This is a genomic window from Fusobacterium perfoetens (assembly GCF_021531595.1).
In the GTDB taxonomy this organism is placed as follows: Bacteria; Fusobacteriota; Fusobacteriia; order Fusobacteriales; family Fusobacteriaceae; genus Fusobacterium_B.
In genome coordinates this window covers 45,730-61,030 of sequence record NZ_JADYUD010000005.1, presented here as the reverse complement: position 1 = coordinate 61,030, position 15,301 = coordinate 45,730, and the positions used below count along the sequence as shown (strand labels likewise).

At 29.5% G+C, this 15,301-nt stretch carries 15 protein-coding genes; 8 read left to right on the top strand and 7 right to left on the bottom strand.

Features of this window, described 5'->3' with window-relative positions:
* Positions 1-20: 20 nt before the first annotated feature.
* From I6E17_RS04025 to bioB, 3 genes are all read left to right on the top strand, one after another.
* Complete coding sequence (locus I6E17_RS04025) at positions 21-386, top strand: hypothetical protein (RefSeq protein ID WP_235235753.1); 366 nt, start codon at positions 21-23, stop codon at positions 384-386.
* Between the two features lie 62 nt (positions 387-448).
* Positions 449-655, top strand: coding sequence for a hypothetical protein (locus I6E17_RS04020; RefSeq protein WP_176829208.1), 207 nt, complete (start codon positions 449-451; stop codon positions 653-655).
* Between the two features lie 148 nt (positions 656-803).
* Positions 804-1,781: a biotin synthase BioB gene (gene bioB, locus I6E17_RS04015; protein ID WP_235235751.1), complete on the top strand. Its 978-nt coding sequence runs from the start codon at positions 804-806 to the stop codon at positions 1,779-1,781.
* Between the two features lie 60 nt (positions 1,782-1,841).
* Here bioB and phnW read toward each other — a convergent pair whose 3' ends face one another.
* From phnW to I6E17_RS03990, 5 genes are read right to left on the bottom strand one after another with little or no spacing between them, the layout of a single operon-like run.
* Positions 1,842-2,969: a 2-aminoethylphosphonate--pyruvate transaminase gene (gene phnW / locus I6E17_RS04010; protein WP_235235748.1), complete on the bottom strand. Its 1,128-nt coding sequence runs from the start codon at positions 2,967-2,969 to the stop codon at positions 1,842-1,844.
* Positions 2,970-2,993: 24 nt separating this feature from the next.
* Positions 2,994-3,797 carry a phosphonoacetaldehyde hydrolase gene (phnX, locus tag I6E17_RS04005; protein ID WP_176829211.1) on the bottom strand — a complete coding sequence of 268 codons (804 nt, stop codon included), beginning with the start codon at positions 3,795-3,797 and terminating at the stop codon, positions 2,994-2,996.
* 10 nt (positions 3,798-3,807) lie between these two features.
* Positions 3,808-5,523, bottom strand: a complete 1,716-nt coding sequence (locus tag I6E17_RS04000) for a putative 2-aminoethylphosphonate ABC transporter permease subunit (RefSeq protein WP_176829212.1) — start codon at positions 5,521-5,523, stop codon at positions 3,808-3,810.
* A gap of 2 nt (positions 5,524-5,525) precedes the next feature.
* Entirely contained in the window at positions 5,526-6,506 is a 981-nt protein-coding gene (locus I6E17_RS03995) for an ABC transporter ATP-binding protein (RefSeq protein WP_235235746.1), read from the bottom strand.
* Positions 6,507-6,538: 32 nt separating this feature from the next.
* The gene (locus tag I6E17_RS03990) at positions 6,539-7,564 is read right to left on the bottom strand and encodes a putative 2-aminoethylphosphonate ABC transporter substrate-binding protein (protein ID WP_235235744.1); all 1,026 of its coding nucleotides are present in this window, start codon (positions 7,562-7,564) and stop codon (positions 6,539-6,541) included.
* Between the two features lie 198 nt (positions 7,565-7,762).
* Here I6E17_RS03990 and I6E17_RS03985 point away from each other — a divergent pair, with 198 nt between their 5' ends.
* The 5 genes from I6E17_RS03985 (at position 7,763) to I6E17_RS03965 (ending at position 13,206) form a co-directional block, all read left to right on the top strand.
* On the top strand, positions 7,763-9,049 hold the full coding sequence (locus tag I6E17_RS03985) for a hypothetical protein (RefSeq protein WP_235235742.1): 1,287 nt from the start codon (positions 7,763-7,765) through the stop codon (positions 9,047-9,049).
* A gap of 240 nt (positions 9,050-9,289) precedes the next feature.
* Positions 9,290-10,009 (top strand): DUF5058 family protein, encoded by a 720-nt coding sequence (locus I6E17_RS03980; protein ID WP_176829216.1) that lies wholly within the window; start codon positions 9,290-9,292, stop codon positions 10,007-10,009.
* Positions 10,010-10,035: 26 nt separating this feature from the next.
* The gene (locus tag I6E17_RS03975) at positions 10,036-10,728 is read left to right on the top strand and encodes a hypothetical protein (RefSeq protein ID WP_176829217.1); all 693 of its coding nucleotides are present in this window, start codon (positions 10,036-10,038) and stop codon (positions 10,726-10,728) included.
* A 21-nt stretch (positions 10,729-10,749) separates the two neighbouring features.
* Complete coding sequence (locus I6E17_RS03970) at positions 10,750-11,868, top strand: M20/M25/M40 family metallo-hydrolase (protein WP_235235740.1); 1,119 nt, start codon at positions 10,750-10,752, stop codon at positions 11,866-11,868.
* Between the two features lie 18 nt (positions 11,869-11,886).
* Positions 11,887-13,206: a M20 family metallopeptidase gene (locus tag I6E17_RS03965; RefSeq protein WP_176829219.1), complete on the top strand. Its 1,320-nt coding sequence runs from the start codon at positions 11,887-11,889 to the stop codon at positions 13,204-13,206.
* 85 nt (positions 13,207-13,291) lie between these two features.
* Here the strand turns inward: I6E17_RS03965 and I6E17_RS03960 are convergent, their stop codons facing one another.
* A complete protein-coding gene (locus tag I6E17_RS03960; RefSeq protein ID WP_176829220.1) occupies positions 13,292-13,624 on the bottom strand; it encodes a DMT family protein in 333 nt (110 codons plus the stop codon).
* A 134-nt stretch (positions 13,625-13,758) separates the two neighbouring features.
* Positions 13,759-15,159 carry a potassium/proton antiporter gene (locus I6E17_RS03955; RefSeq protein ID WP_176829221.1) on the bottom strand — a complete coding sequence of 467 codons (1,401 nt, stop codon included), beginning with the start codon at positions 15,157-15,159 and terminating at the stop codon, positions 13,759-13,761.
* Positions 15,160-15,301: the final 142 nt, after the last annotated feature.

Genomic DNA, 15,301 nt, shown 5'->3' with positions numbered 1-15,301 from the left:
AAAATAAAAGGAGCAGAGATATGAATTTTAAGAAAAATATTTTATATTCTAAAAAATTTATAATATTTTTATTTATGATTTTCTCATATGCAGTATCATATTCTGCTCCATTTTCTAACTCTTCTGAAATAAAAAAAGAAACAGAAAAAACTTTTATTATAAAAACAGAACCTCATAACCCTGTTGAATACTATATTGCTGCAGGAAAAACTGATACAGCAGTACATTTTTATGAAAATAAAAGTGAACTTCTTATCATTCCTCAGAAAATAAAAGATTTTTTTGTTGAAGAAGAATATGCAGAGTATATTAAGCCCTATGCTGAATCTTTGCTTTCAGATCTTTATGATATAGCTACAGATATAACCCGTTCCATGAGAAATTAAAATTTTTCGGTTAAACAAAATAAGAACTAAATTTAATCTTTATTTAATCGGAGGAAATTACTATGGGAACTATGAAAACAACATTAACTGATGACTTAAGAAATGACAGAGCCCGTTATCTTAGAAATCTTGAAAAAAGCAGAAATGAAAAATACTATAAAATGGATACAGAAGCTGTTGTAAGCTCTTATGCTATCTTTTTTGCTTATGTGGGAATATGTTTGTTTTATCTGTATCTTTTCTGTGAATATCTTCTTACATTAGTGTAAATATAAAATTAATTAAAGAAAGTAAGCTGTTGCATTTTATAAATTATAAAATACAACAGCTTTTTTAATGTTAACCTTTCTCTTAATAAAAGTATACTTTTTTATATATTCTTTTTAAAATATATTAAGCAGGAGGTTTGATATTATTATGAACTTTGATATAAGAAAATATATTGATAAAGAAATAACAAAAAAAGAAGCATTTAATCTATGTAATTTAAAGGGAAATGACCTTCTTTATCTTTTTGCTGCAGCAGATGAAGTAAGAAATAAATATTGTGGAAATGTTTTAGAAATATGTACAATTACCAATGCCAAATCAGGAAAATGCAGTGAGAATTGTAAATTCTGTGCTCAGTCTGTTTTTTATAATACAGGAGTAAAATCATATCCTTTAAAAGATAAAGAAACTTTAAAAAAAGAATTTTATGAAGCATATAAAAATGGAAGTACAAGATTTGGAATTGTGACAAGTGGAAAATCTTTTGAATATGGGACTTATGATTTTAATGTAATTATTGATTTTATAAAAGAAATTATGTCTGAAAAACCTGAAGCTGAAATATGCTGTTCCTTAGGACTTCTAGGAGAAAAGGAAATGTCAGCCCTTAAAAAAGCTGGAGCTTCAAGATATCACTGCAATATTCAGACTTCTTCTGAAAAATATTCTGTTTTTGCTGCTTCTACACACTCTTTTGAAGATAGAATTAATACTGTTAAAAATGCTCAGAAATCTGGGCTTCAAGTATGCTGTGGAGGAATTATAGGAATGGGAGAAACATGGGAAGACAGAATAAATATGGCATTTGCATTAAAAGAACTTAATCCTCAGGGAATTCCTATTAATATTTTAAATCCTATAAAAGGAACTCCTTTAGAAAACAGAAATTTTCTTTCTCCTGAAGAAGTTTTAAAAACTATTGCTATTTTCAGACTTATTTTAAAAGATAAAAATATAAAAATAGCTGCTGGAAGAGAAAGTGTTTTTAAAGATTTCATGGGAAGTGGTTTTTTATCTGGGGCAAATGGAATGCTTACAGGAGGATACCTTACAGTAAAAGGACGAAATATTGAAGATGATCTTAAATTTATTAAAAATATTGAAAATTTATGGAATAACATATAGTATAAATTAAAAGAAAGTGCTGTATTCCTATTTATAGGTTTGCAGCACTTCATTTTTATTTTATTTCCAGTCTATTGATTTTTTTACAGCTTCAAGAAGTTCTCTTATATCCTGAGAATAAACCTCTCCAATATTTCCTATTCTAAAGCTTTCTATTTCTGTTACTTTACCAGGATATATTACAAATCCTTGCTTTTTAAGATTTTGGTAAAATCTTTCAAAATTATATCCTTCTGATTCAGGAGCTATAAAAGATGTAATTATAGGAGACTGATATTCCTCTGAAATAAGAGTTTCAAATCCTAGTTCTTTCATTCCCTCTCTTAAAATCTTATTATTTTCTGTATATCTAGCTTCCCTTGCCTTTATTCCTCCCTCTTCTCTTAATTCTGCAAGTGCCTGATAAAAGGCTCTCACTGTATGAGTTGGAGAAGTAAAACGCCATTTTCCATGATTCTCTTCCATTGTTTTCCATTGATTATATAAGTCAAGTGAAAGGGAACGAGCCTGACCTGAACATTTTTCAAGAACATCTCTTTTACATATTATAAATGAAAATCCTGGAACACCCTGAATACATTTATTTGAAGAACTAATTATAAAATCTGCCTGAAGTTCTTCAAGGTCTATACATACTCCTCCAAAACTTGACATAGCATCAACTATAAAAGTTTTTCCAAATTCTTTTACTACTTTTCCTATTTCAAAAACAGGATTTAATATTCCACTTGTTGTTTCACTGTGAACTACTGAAACATGAGTAATTTCAGAATCTTCTTTAATAATTTCTCTTACTCTTTCAGGATTTACAACAGTTTTATCTCCAAATTTTTCTATTCTGAAATTAAGTCCTAAAACAGAAGCAATTTCACCCATTCTATTTCCATAAGCTCCATTTGCAAGAACAAGAAGTTTTCCTTTTTCTTTAGGAACTGCTGTTCCTATTACTGATTCCACTCCAAAAGATCCACTTCCTTGCATAAGAACTGCTGTATATTTTTCTCTGTTTTCTTCTTTTACACAAAGGCTTACAAGTTCTTTTCTTATATCCTCAACTATATTATTATAATCTTTATCCCATGTACACCAATCTTTAAGCATTGCAGTTCTTACTCCTCTGCTTGTACTTAAAGGCCCTGGAGTAAGTAAAAGATAAGGTCTTTTTAAACATTCATCAAGTCTATCCATTTTATTTCTCTCCCCCCTTAAAAGCTAAGCTCTTTCTCCCATTTGTAATCTATTATTTATAATTTCTACTGCCATAGGAACTTTTGAAATATCTTCAATAACCATATGTGCCCCTGCAGAAATCATCTTTGCAGCAACTTCTTCCATTTTTTCTTTAAGTTCTTCTTCAGAAAGATTTTTTACTTCTTCTTCAGTTAATCCAAGCTCACTGCTTCCTTTTAAAACTCCAACAGTCCATACTTTAGCATTTCTTCCCTCTTTTATATCTGATATTGTATCTCCTACTTTTAAAACACAGTCTAAATCACCTGTTTTTAAATAATCCATATTTTTAAATATCATATATGGATATGGTCTCCCTGCTGCAACAGAAGAAGGAGTGATATAAAAATCTGGTGAATATCCTTTTGCAGCTGCACCAGGAACTACTATATCCATCATTTCTTTTGTATAACCTGTTGTAGAACCTATTTTTATTCCACTGTTTCTAAGAAGTGTCACTGTTTCTATACAATGTGGAACAGGAGTTGTATATTCAGCAAGGATTTTAAAAAGTTTTTCCTCAAAATTTTTATACATTTCATTCACATCGTTCATATCCCATTTTCTTCCGTATTTTTCTTTCCATAAATCAGAAATTCTTTTTCCTGAAAGCATTGCTTTTATATGATCTATTTTTAAAAGCCCCATAGGTGCTCTTGCTTCTTCAAGAGTTACATCTATTCCTTTCTCTTTAAAAATTTCTAAAAATACTTTTACTGGAGCAAAACATCCATAATCAACAGTTGTTCCTGCCCAGTCAAAAATAACAAGTTCAATATTTTTCATTTCTCTCTCCTTAATCTTTATTTTTTAATTTTCTTCTTTTTAATACTTTCAAAATTATCTGATAAATTATTTTTATCACTATATTTGTTCCTAAAATTACAACTGACATTGCTGATGCCTTTGCTATTTCTCCTGCATCATCAAGGTTTACAACTGCCACAGCTAAGAGATTAAGATTTGAAGTATAAAGAAATACCAAAGCTGAAATTGTAACCATTGAATTTACAAAATAATAGAAGAATATTTCAAGAACTGCATCCATACACATAGGAAGTGTTACATGAATAAATGTTTTATACCAAGGTATTCCTATTGAAAGAGAAACTCTTTCAAATTCTTTATCTAATTTCTTTAAAGCTGTATTTGCTGTAAGAAATGATATTGAATAAAAGTGAATTACATTGGCAAGAACCATAATCCATATTGTTTTATACAGAAAATGAAAAGGATTTGTCACTGCAACATCTGTAAAAGGAATAGTAAAAGCCGTTTTATTAAAGAAAAATATAAAAGCTATACCTATTACCATTCCAGGAAGTGCAAGAGGAATTATTGATAAAAAATAAATCATCTTATCAACTATGGTTTTCTTTTCTTTTTTCTCTGTAAGATAAGCACTCATAAAAGTAAGAACTGTTCCTGCTATTCCTGATAACAAAGCCAATATGAAAGAATTTTTAAAAAATAGAAAAACTCCTCCGTTATAATCATAAAACTTAAAGTTTTTTAGACTAAAACTTAAATCATATGGCCATAGTTTTGAAAACGCTGAAACAAAAATTGTAACAAATACTGAAATAATACTTAGACAAATAATTGTCATATAGATGTAATAAAATGTATCTCTTATTTTATCTTTCTTAGGAACATATGCCTTTGATTTAGCATTAAATACAACACTTTGTTTCTTCTGAACTTTCTGGTCTATTATAAAAGCTATCACAGAAGGAATAAGAAGTATTATACTTACAACTGCTCCCATTGCCATATTGTTCTGTCCAACTACTTTTATATATACATCTGTTGCAAGGACACTGTAATTTCCTCCTACAACCTTAGGAGCTCCAAAATCTGTAAATGTCAGAATAAATGCAACTATAAACGATGATATAAAACCATATTTAATATTAGGAAGAGTTATTGTAAAAAACTTCCTTATATTTCCAGTTCCTAACATATCTGCTGCTTCATAAAGTCTGTAGTCAGTAACAGAAAGGGCTATATTAAGCACTAAAAATACTTGTGGAAATATAAATAAAACTTCTGCTATTATTATTCCTATTGGTCCGTAAAGATTAATATCAAATGCAAGAGATGGAAAATTATCAAAAAATCCAGTAGTAACTGCACCTTTTCTTCCAAACATATATACAAGAGCTATTCCATGCATCATAGTGGGAGCAAAAAGAGGAAGCATACCTATATATTTAAAAATCTCTTTAAACTTTATTGTTGTCCTTTGAATTCCATATGCAAATATAAAAGCTAAAATAATTGATATAACACTTGAAATCGTTGAAACAAACAAAGTATTTTTTAGAGAAATAATCATATTTCTGCTTGTAAAATAATCATAAAAATTTTTAAGTCCTACATATTCTCCACTGTTATTCTGAAAAGATTTACATATAAGCATTCCAATAGGAAAAATTATAATTATTATAAGAAATGCAAGAATAAATAAAGTGAGAATCTCTTTTATAATTTCATCTTTTGTTTTTTCCATTTTTACACCCTATTAAAATTCATATAATAATTTTTATCAATTTCTAGAAGAAATTTATTTCCTACACATAAATTTTTTTCATCTATCATTTCACAAGGAACTTCAACTTTTAAAAGTTCTTTATTATTTCTGAAAAATAATCTGTATGAAGGCCCTAGATATTCCCAGCTTTCTACTTCTCTCATAACAGTTTTGTTTTCTGTTTCGCTGTCTATTTCAGAAACTATTTTTATATGCTCTGGACGAATTGAATTTCCGTCACTTAAAAAATTAATTTTTCCAATAAAGTCTGCTACAAAAAGTGAGTTTGGTTTCTCATAAATCTCTCTTGGAGTCCCAACCTGCATAACTTCCCCTGACTGCATAACCATTATTTTATCTGATACAGAAAGAGCCTCTTCCTGATCGTGAGTTACCATTATTGTTGTAAGTCCTAATTTTTTCTGAAGCATCTTTATGTCATTTCTTAGTTTTTCCCTTACTTTTGCATCAAGAGCTGAAAGAGGTTCATCAAGAAGCAGAACATCAGGTTCAAGAGCTATTGCTCTTGCAAGGGCAACTCTTTGCTGTTGTCCTCCACTCATTTCATTTGGATATTTATTACTTATTCCTGCAAGACCTACCATTTCAAGAACTTCCAACACTTTATTTTTTATTTTATCCTTTGGCATTTTTTTATTTTCAAGTCCATAAGCTATATTTTCCCATACTGTCATATTTGGAAATAATGCATATGACTGGAATACTATTGAAAAGTTTCTTTTTGAAGGATGAAGATTTGATATATCTTTTCCTTTTAAAAATATATGTCCTGAATTAAGTTCCTCAAGACCTGAAATTGTTCTTAAAAGAGTTGTTTTTCCACAACCTGAAGGGCCTAAAAAAGAAATAAATTCTCCTTTTTCAATAGTTAAATTTATATTTTTTAATGCCTGAAATTTACCATAATATTTATTTACATTTTTTATTTCTAAATAACTCATCAATTCCTCCGTTTTCAAAGCACAGAACCATATTATTTTTGTTCTGCTTTAGCTCCGAATTTATCACTCCATTTATCAAGAATTTCATCTTTATGTGCTGCAAGCCATGAAAAATCATTTTCAACAAGATGAGATACAGGATCTTTTGGATATCCTTCAGGAACTGGATTTCCTATATCCACACTTGTAATTGCATATTGTGTTCCATACAGTTTCATCACTTCATCTGAAACAGCCCAGTCTAAAAATATTTTCGCTTCAGGTTTTATATTTTCTTTCTTTATAAGAGCATTTGCTTCTGAGTCCCAACCTGATCCTTCAGGAGGAAATACTACAGCTATAGGATTTCCCTCATTCATAAGTTTTACACAAGGATAATCATAAGATATTCCTATAGGATATTCTCCGCTTGTTGCCTGTTTTGCAGGTTTTGATCCTGAATGTGTATAAACTCCTATATTTTCATGAAGTTTTTCCATATAATTCCATGCATTATCTTCACCCATAATTTGTATAAATCCTGCTACTGCTAAAAATCCTGTTCCTGAAGAAGCTGGATGAGGCATTGAAATAAGACCTTTATATTCTGGTTTTAATAAATCTTCATATGTTTCAGGAACTGGAAGATTTAATTTTTTCATTTCTTCTTTATTTACTGCAAAAGTTGCCATCCATGCATTGTTTCCTACCCATACAGGAACTTCTGATGAATCTTTAAATCTTGGATTTACTCTTTCTATTCCTTTTGGAGCATAAGGCTCTAAAAGTTTTTCATTATCAAGCATTAAAAGTCCTGAAGCTGCTGTTCCCCATACAACATCTGCCTGAGGATTATCTTTTTCTGCTAAAATTTTAGTTATTACAACTCCTGTAGAATCTCTTGTTATGTTAACCTTAATATCTGGGTAATGTTTTTTAAAATTTTCTAAAAATAATGGAATTTGTTCATTTTCAAGTGCTGTATATACATTTATTTCTTTTACTGCTTTTTTGCTTTCTTCTGCACCACAACCTGTTAAAATAAGTCCTGTCAATAAAACTGCTGCTAATTTTTTCATTTTCATCCTCCAATGTTTAATTTTTAATAATTTTAGCACGACAATGTAAAAAAATTTTTTATCATATGTAAAAAAAATGTAATTTTTATATAGATATACCTCCTTCCTTTTAATATCATTTTTATTATGAATATCCTATTAAGTATGCTATAATTGTAATGAATTTTAATTTAATAATTTACACAGAGGTATTTATTTATGAAAATTGCAATAGTAGGAGCTCCAGACTCTGCTGAAAAAATTTATTCAGCTCTTGCTCCTTCGTATGAAGAGACAGACTTTATTATCCGTACTGCTGAAAGAGTAGAAGATATGATAAATCTTATTCAAGATATAGAAGAAGATGTTGATGGATTTTATCTTACTGGTACAGCAGTTTATTATGCTCTAAATGAAAAAACAAATATTACAAAACCTGTTGTTTATACTAAAAGAGGAATTACAGGAGTCATTAAATCATTTTGGGAATTTCAAGAAGATAAAAATAAAATTTGTAATTTAAAAGATATAAAGCTTGGTCTTGATGTAGTTGAAGAAAAAAATTTCCTTGAAGCTCTTAAAGAGTTTGATATAAAAATAAAAGATTATTATCTTCAAAAATACAACTATCACAAAACAGAAGCTGATTATCTTAAAGAATATCTAAATAAATTTAAAAATAAAAAAATTAACTGTGTTTTTACAGCATTTGGATATATCTATAAAGCCTTAAAAGAAAAAAATTTCCCCGTTTATAGACTTCAGGCAACCAATGTTGAAATCAGAGAAGAATTTAAAAATCTTCAGACTAGAATTAAAATGACTAAAGCAGAAAACAGCAGAATCAGTGTAGAAATAATAAAAATTTTAAAATCAGAAGGTATCTCAAATAACATACTTGCTGATAAAGTTCAGTTTGAAAAAGATTTACTTCAATATTCACAAGAGGTTGATGGAAGTATCCAGTCTGCAGGAAATGATGAATATCTTATTCTTTCTAACAAAGGACTTTTAAATAATCCTGAAAATATTAATATACTTCTTTCTATTATAAAGAAATATACTTCAAAAGGATTTGCTGCAGCTGTTGGAATTGGAGAAGGGAATACTCTTTTCTTATCAGAAAAAAATGCAAGATCTGCACTTAAAATAAGCAGCTCTGAAGGTCAAAGTAATATTTTCTTTTCAGATGGGACTCAAATAAAAGGGCCTTTAATGGAAAAAAGAGAGATAGTATATAAAAATTCATCTGATGAAAAAATATTAGAAATATCAAAAAAAACAGGAGTGAGTGCTCTTTATTTAGAAAAAATAAAATCTGTTATAAAAAGACAGGAAAAAAATTCTTTTACAAGTTCTGAGCTTGCTGAATTTTTAAACATCAGTGAAAGAAGCACAAATAGAATCATAAAAAAAATTATTGAAACAGGTTATGCTTCTGCAGTCAAATATGAAAATTCATCAGGAGCAGGAAGACCTAGAAGAAAAACAGAATTTCATTTTTAATACTTTTCTATAAAAGACAGAATTATTGAGTAAAATTCATATTCTGTCTTTTTTTTTATTATTTTTTCTATATTTTTATATAAAATAATAATATATTTTTACTATTTAAAAACATGTTTTTTGTATTTTATTAAGATTTTTTGTATTTTTTATTGACATTTAAAGAAAAATAATATATACTCATTTTATAATAAAAGTCCTATTAAGGACACAGACTAAAATTAAGTTTTGGGAGGAAATATGGAACATTTAGATCAATGGTTTTATGCAAAGCACCCTTTAATGTGGGCAGTTGCTATTTTTGGAGTGGCTCTTACTCTTATACAATCTACACTTATTATGAGAAAATCTATTAAAGCTGGTTATGAACTTGGTATCACTAAAGAAGAAATGAGAAGAGGAATAAAAACAAGTGCAATTTCAAGTATCGGACCTGCAATGGGAGTTGTTGGAAGCTTACTTGCACTTCTTGTTACAATGGGATCTGCTGTATCTTATGTTAGACTTAGTCTTATTGGTGGATCTAACTACGAGGCAATGGCTGCAAACTTCGGAGCAAAAGTTTTAGGTTCTGAACTTTCTACAAGTATGTCTCCTGTAGTATTTACAAATGCTCTATGGACAATGGCACTTGGACTTTTTGGATGTCTTGTTTTCGTTTTCTTATTCGGACATAAAATGGATTCTGTTAATAATCTTCTTACTAACGGAAGAAAAGCTCTTCTTCCAGCTGTAAGTCTTGGAGCTATGCTTGGATCTTTTGCATATTTCAATGTTGATAATGTTTTAAAAATAAAAACTAATCCTAGAGTAGCTTTATCTGCTATATTCGGTGCAGTAGTAATGTTTGCATGTCAAAAAATAGGAGACAAAAGTCCTAAATTAACTTGGCTTAAAGAATGGTCTTTAACATTTGCAATGTTTGGCGGAGCAATAGTTGCTACACTTATTGTAAGATAAAATTAATTGAGGAGGATTTTTAAATAATGATTAACGAAAATCAAATTTATGATAATTATTTAACTGGTATCACTAAAATAGGAAGAGCAACTATGCTTTTAGGAATGCTTGCTACTTTACTTCCTGCACTTTTAATGACTTTCTATTTTGGATATAATCCTGGTATTTCTGCAATAATTGCAGGAGCTGTTTGTCAGATTTCTGTTTCAGGAGCTTTCTGGTTCAGTGAACCTATAAGTTACTATCCAATAGTTGGAAGAGCTGGTTTATATATGACTTTCCTTTCTGGAAATACAGTTAATGTTAGAATACCTGCAGCTATTTCTGCACAACAAGCTTCTGGACATACTTCAGGAACAAATAAGGGTTCTATCATGGGAACTGTAGGTATGGGAGTTTCTGTATGGGTTTGTGCTATTCTTCTTACTTTATCTATTATTGCAGGAGAAGCTATTCTTTCAAAAGTTCCAGCTTCATTTATGACAGTTTTAAGTCTTATCATTCCTGCTCTTTTTGGAGGAATCTTTACTCAGTTTGCTATAAAATCTCCAAAAACTGGAGTTTTTGCTCTTGCAGTATGTTACATTATGATGCAGGTTGTTAAAATTCTTCCTGGAAACTTATCTTTCCTTATTACTGTTGTAGCTGTTTTCTCGTCTATTTATGTTGCTAAAAAACTAATGGACAAAGAATTAAAAAAAAAAGGAATAGAAGAGTAAATCTCTTTAAAGGAGGCTGTCTTGAACAAAGAAAGAATTATTGATGATTTTATAAAAATGATAAAAATTCATTCTCCTTCTAAAAAAGAAAAAGAGTTTGCTGATTACATGGTAAATCTTTTAAAAGAATTAGGAGCTGAAATATACTTAGATAATGGATTTAAAAATTATGGGGGAAATGCTCCTACAATATTTGCAAAAATAAAAGGAAATATTGAGGGAGAAGGAGTAACTCTTGCAGCTCATATGGATGTCATAGAGCCAAACTCAAATGTAAATCCAATTATTGAAAATGGAATCATAAAAACTGATGGAACTACCACTCTTGGAGGAGACGATAAAGGTGGAATTGCATGTATTGTTGAAACTTTAAAAACTCTTAAAGAAAATAATATATCACATGAAGATATCTATGTTCTTTTAACTCCTTGTGAAGAATCTGGGCTTCAAGGGGCTAAAAATGTTGACTGGACTCTTGTTCCTGAAAATATAAAACCTGCTAAAAATATGCTTGTTATTGACAATGCAGGAAGAGCTGGAATAATTGCTCATACTGCTCCAAGCAAATATGACTTTGAAATTACTTTCAAAGGAAGAAAAGCTCATGCAGGAATTGAACCTGAAAAAGGAATAAATGCTGTATGTTTTGCTGCCCATGCAATTTCTCAAATGAACATAGGGCGTATTGATTCTCTTACAACTTCAAATATAGGAATAATTAATTCTAATTCACCTACAAATGTTGTTCCTGACACTTGTTTTGTAAAAGGAGAAATCAGAAGCCATTCTGAAGAAAAAATTCTTGAAATAATAAAAGAATATGATTTAGCATGTAAAAAAGCTGCAGAGAAATTTGAAGGTACATATGAATTTAATTATATATGTGATTTCCCTACTTTAAAACCTAAAGATAATTTAAAATTTGCAAAGGAATTTGCTGCTGTTTATGAAAGCCTTGGAGTAGAAACAGAATTAAAAGTTATTGGTGGAGGATCTGACAGCAATATTTTTGCAAAAGAAGGATATAATTCCATTATTATAGGAGTTGGTATGAACAATGTTCATACTGTAGATGAATACTTGGAAATAGAAGAGCTTTATAAAACTACAGAAGCTGTTATTAAATATATTTCCAAATAATCAGAAAGAGGATTTCAAATGACAAAAGAAGAATTAAAAGAAAAAGTAGTAAAAGCTATTGAAGAAAACAAAGATATTATTATTGCTGCTGGAAGAAAAATATATTCAAATCCTGAATTTGGATATAAAGAGTTTGAAACAACAAAAACTGTAAGAGAATTCTTTAAAAATGAATTTAATATAGAAACTGAAGATAAAATTGCTTACACTGGATGCAGAGCAAGAATAAACGAAGATAAAGAAGGGCCTAAGATTGCTCTTCTTGGTGAACTTGATGGTATTTCATGCAGTGAACACTGTGATGCAAATAGTATAGGAGCTTCCCATACATGTGGGCATAATGTTCAAATTGCAGGTATGCTTGGAGCTGCTGTTGGTCTTATTAAATCAGGAGTGTATAAAGAACTTGATGGAAAAATAGATTTCATGGCAACACCTGCTGAAGAATTTATTGAGCTTGCATATAGAAGTAAATTAAAAGAAGAAGGACATATAAAATTTTTCGGTGGAAAACAAGAGCTTATAAGAAGAGGAGCTTTTGATGATGTTAATATGGCTATGATGTTCCATGTTCTTGACACTGGAGATAAAAAAGTTCTTACAGGTCCTGTAAGCAATGGATTTATTGGAAAAGAAGTTAAATTTATAGGTAAGGAAGCTCATGCAGGTTCTGCTCCTTATGAAGGAATAAATGCTTTAAATGCTGCAATGCTTGCAATAAATAATGTGCATGCTCAAAGGGAAACTTTTAAAGAAGCTGACAGAGTAAGATTTCATCCTATCATCACAAAAGGAGGGGATATTGTAAATGTTGTCCCTGCTGATGTAAGAATGGAATCATATGTAAGAGCAAGAACTATTGAAGGAATGATAGATGCCAATACAAAAGTAAACAGAGCCTTAATAGCAGGAGCTATGGCTGTTGGAGCTCAGATTGAAATAACTGAACTTCCAGGATATCTTCCTATTTTAAGACATGACAACATGGAAAAAGTTCTTAGAAAAAATCTTGAATATTTAGGTCTTAGCGATAATGATATTATTGAAGGTGGAGATTTTACAGGTTCTTTTGACTTTGGAGATGTCTCTCATATTATTCCTACTCTTCATCCTATGTTTGGAGGAATAAAAGGAGCACTACATACAAGAGAATATAAAATAACTGATGAGGAATATGCTTATCTCACTCCTGCAAAGGCAATGGCACTTACTGTTGTTGATCTTTTATTTGATGAAGCAAAAGAAGCAAAAAATATTCTTCAAAATTTTAAACCTGTAATGACTAAAGAACAATATCTTGCTTTCATGGAATCAAATGATAAAACTATAAAAGCATAATAAAAAAAGAATAATCATTTTTTTCATAAAACAAACCAACCATAAAGAAAAAAGGAAGCCTTTAAAGCTTCCTTTTTCTTTTTAATTATTTTTTAAACATAAAATATACAGCTCCTATCATACAGATAAAAGCATAAAGGTAATTAAGTTTTATTTCCTGTTTTAGATATAAAACTGAAAATCCTGCAAAGACTACAAGAGTAATTACTTCCTGAATTATTTTAAGCTGAGCTACTGAAAAAAATTGAGCTCCTATTCTGTTTGCAGGAATAGAAAAACAATATTCAAAGAAAGCTATCCCCCAGCTTAAAACTATTGTTATAAAAAGTGCACGGCCAGTATGCTTCAGATGTCCATACCATGCAAAAGACATAAAAATATTTGATATAAAAAGCATTACCACAGGTAAAAATTTCATCTCTCTTCCCCTTATCTATTCTAATTTATTTTTCATAACTCTAAGTTTATAACAAAAGCAGAAAATATTCAATAAAATTTAAAAAATATTTTAGCTTGTTTTATTTCTTTTTTCAAAAAATAAATATATACTGATTATCTCATTGAAAATAGTATCTGATCTCCTGGAAGAAGTTCTAAAGAACCATTTGGAGTTAAATATGAGTCTCCTCTCTTTACTGAAATAATATGCATTTTGGCTGAAAGATGAAGTTCTTTTATCTGTTTATTTGCATATTCTGAATTTCTTGTAAGATAAAGTTTTTTAACTGCCAGTTCTTCAAGTTCATCAACTTCAACTTCTATATCATCTGTATGACTTTCTTCTTCTAAAAGTCCCAGCCATTTTGCCACATGTTTAAGAGTCATTCCTTGTAAAATTACAGAAAATACAACCATATAGAAAATCATATTAAACATCATCTGTGCATTATCAAGATTTTCACTTACAGCAAAGATTGAAAATATAATAGGCACAGCACCTTTAAGTCCTGCCCACGAAATAAAGAATTTTTCCTTTCCTGTAAGTTTAAAAGGAATAAGCACTAAATACACAACTATAAATCTTCCTACAATTATAATTAAGATTGCAAGTATACTTCCTTTTATTATTACTGAAAGAAGCTGTGATGGAAATACAAGAAGTCCCAAAATAATAAACATGGTTATCTGCATAAGCCACGAAGCTACTCTCATATTTCTCATAAAATTAATTCTATATTCAAATCTTTCATTTCCAATAAATATTCCCATAATATATATTGCAAGGAATCCATTTCCTTTTAAAATTGTTGTCAGAGAAAAACATATAAACAAAAATGATACTATATGAATAATCATAAATTCTTCTCTTTTTATCTGCATAAGTCTGCTTATAGGAACTGTAATTTTTCCAAATAATGCCCCAAAAGCCAAACCTAAAACTATCTGTCTTATAAGAAAAATTATTCCCTGAAAAATGTGCATATCTCCTGATGTGGCTTTATACATTGAAAGAAAGAAAAGAATAAGTGCATATGCCATTGGATCATTGCTTCCTGATTCAATCTCTATTATTGTTCTTATTCTCTTTTTTAATTTAGATTCTCCTAAAATTGACATTACTGCAGCTGCATCTGTTGAAGATACAAATGCTCCAAAAATAAGTGATTCCATCATAGAGAAATTTGTTAAAAAATAAGTGAAAAGAGCTGCTATTACAGCTGTTAAAAATACTCCTAAGGTTGCAAGTATTCCACTTGGATAAAGTGCTGAAAGTGCATCTATCTTTTTAGTTTCCAATGCTCCTGAAAAAAGAATAAATAAAAGTGCAAAATTTCCTATATTCTGAGCTGTTGTAAAATCATCAAAATAGATTCCACCAATTCCTTCTGATCCTGCTACTATTCCTATAAACAAGAACATTATAAGCAAAGGCACTTGTGCTCTTCTGGCAATTCTTATAGAACACAGACTGAAAAATAATAAAATACCACAAATTAAAATTTTGTATTCCATAGTCCCTTAATCAACTCCTTATATATTTTTCCCTACAAATTGATTGTATCACAATTCAATACTGTTTTTGAACAAAAAAATATTTTTTCTGTTATATGACTTATCAGTCAAATTTATCTTGACTATATGGTCAAAATGGTTT

Bases quoted from the DNA above. Each gene is read 5' to 3' on its own strand.
- I6E17_RS04000 (WP_176829212.1), bottom strand. From the start codon at position 5,523: ATGGAAAAAACAAAAGATGAAATTATAAAAGAGATTCTCACTTTATTT.
- I6E17_RS03960 (WP_176829220.1), bottom strand. From the start codon at position 13,624: ATGAAATTTTTACCTGTGGTAATGCTTTTTATATCAAATATTTTTATG.
- I6E17_RS04025 (WP_235235753.1), top strand. From the start codon at position 21: ATGAATTTTAAGAAAAATATTTTATATTCTAAAAAATTTATAATATTT.
- I6E17_RS03965 (WP_176829219.1), top strand. From the start codon at position 11,887: ATGACAAAAGAAGAATTAAAAGAAAAAGTAGTAAAAGCTATTGAAGAA.
- phnW (WP_235235748.1), bottom strand. From the start codon at position 2,969: ATGGATAGACTTGATGAATGTTTAAAAAGACCTTATCTTTTACTTACT.
- I6E17_RS04020 (WP_176829208.1), top strand. From the start codon at position 449: ATGGGAACTATGAAAACAACATTAACTGATGACTTAAGAAATGACAGA.
- I6E17_RS03990 (WP_235235744.1), bottom strand. From the start codon at position 7,564: ATGAAAAAATTAGCAGCAGTTTTATTGACAGGACTTATTTTAACAGGT.
- phnX (WP_176829211.1), bottom strand. From the start codon at position 3,797: ATGAAAAATATTGAACTTGTTATTTTTGACTGGGCAGGAACAACTGTT.
- I6E17_RS03995 (WP_235235746.1), bottom strand. From the start codon at position 6,506: ATGAGTTATTTAGAAATAAAAAATGTAAATAAATATTATGGTAAATTT.
- I6E17_RS03985 (WP_235235742.1), top strand. From the start codon at position 7,763: ATGAAAATTGCAATAGTAGGAGCTCCAGACTCTGCTGAAAAAATTTAT.
- I6E17_RS03975 (WP_176829217.1), top strand. From the start codon at position 10,036: ATGATTAACGAAAATCAAATTTATGATAATTATTTAACTGGTATCACT.
- bioB (WP_235235751.1), top strand. From the start codon at position 804: ATGAACTTTGATATAAGAAAATATATTGATAAAGAAATAACAAAAAAA.
- I6E17_RS03980 (WP_176829216.1), top strand. From the start codon at position 9,290: ATGGAACATTTAGATCAATGGTTTTATGCAAAGCACCCTTTAATGTGG.
- I6E17_RS03955 (WP_176829221.1), bottom strand. From the start codon at position 15,159: ATGGAATACAAAATTTTAATTTGTGGTATTTTATTATTTTTCAGTCTG.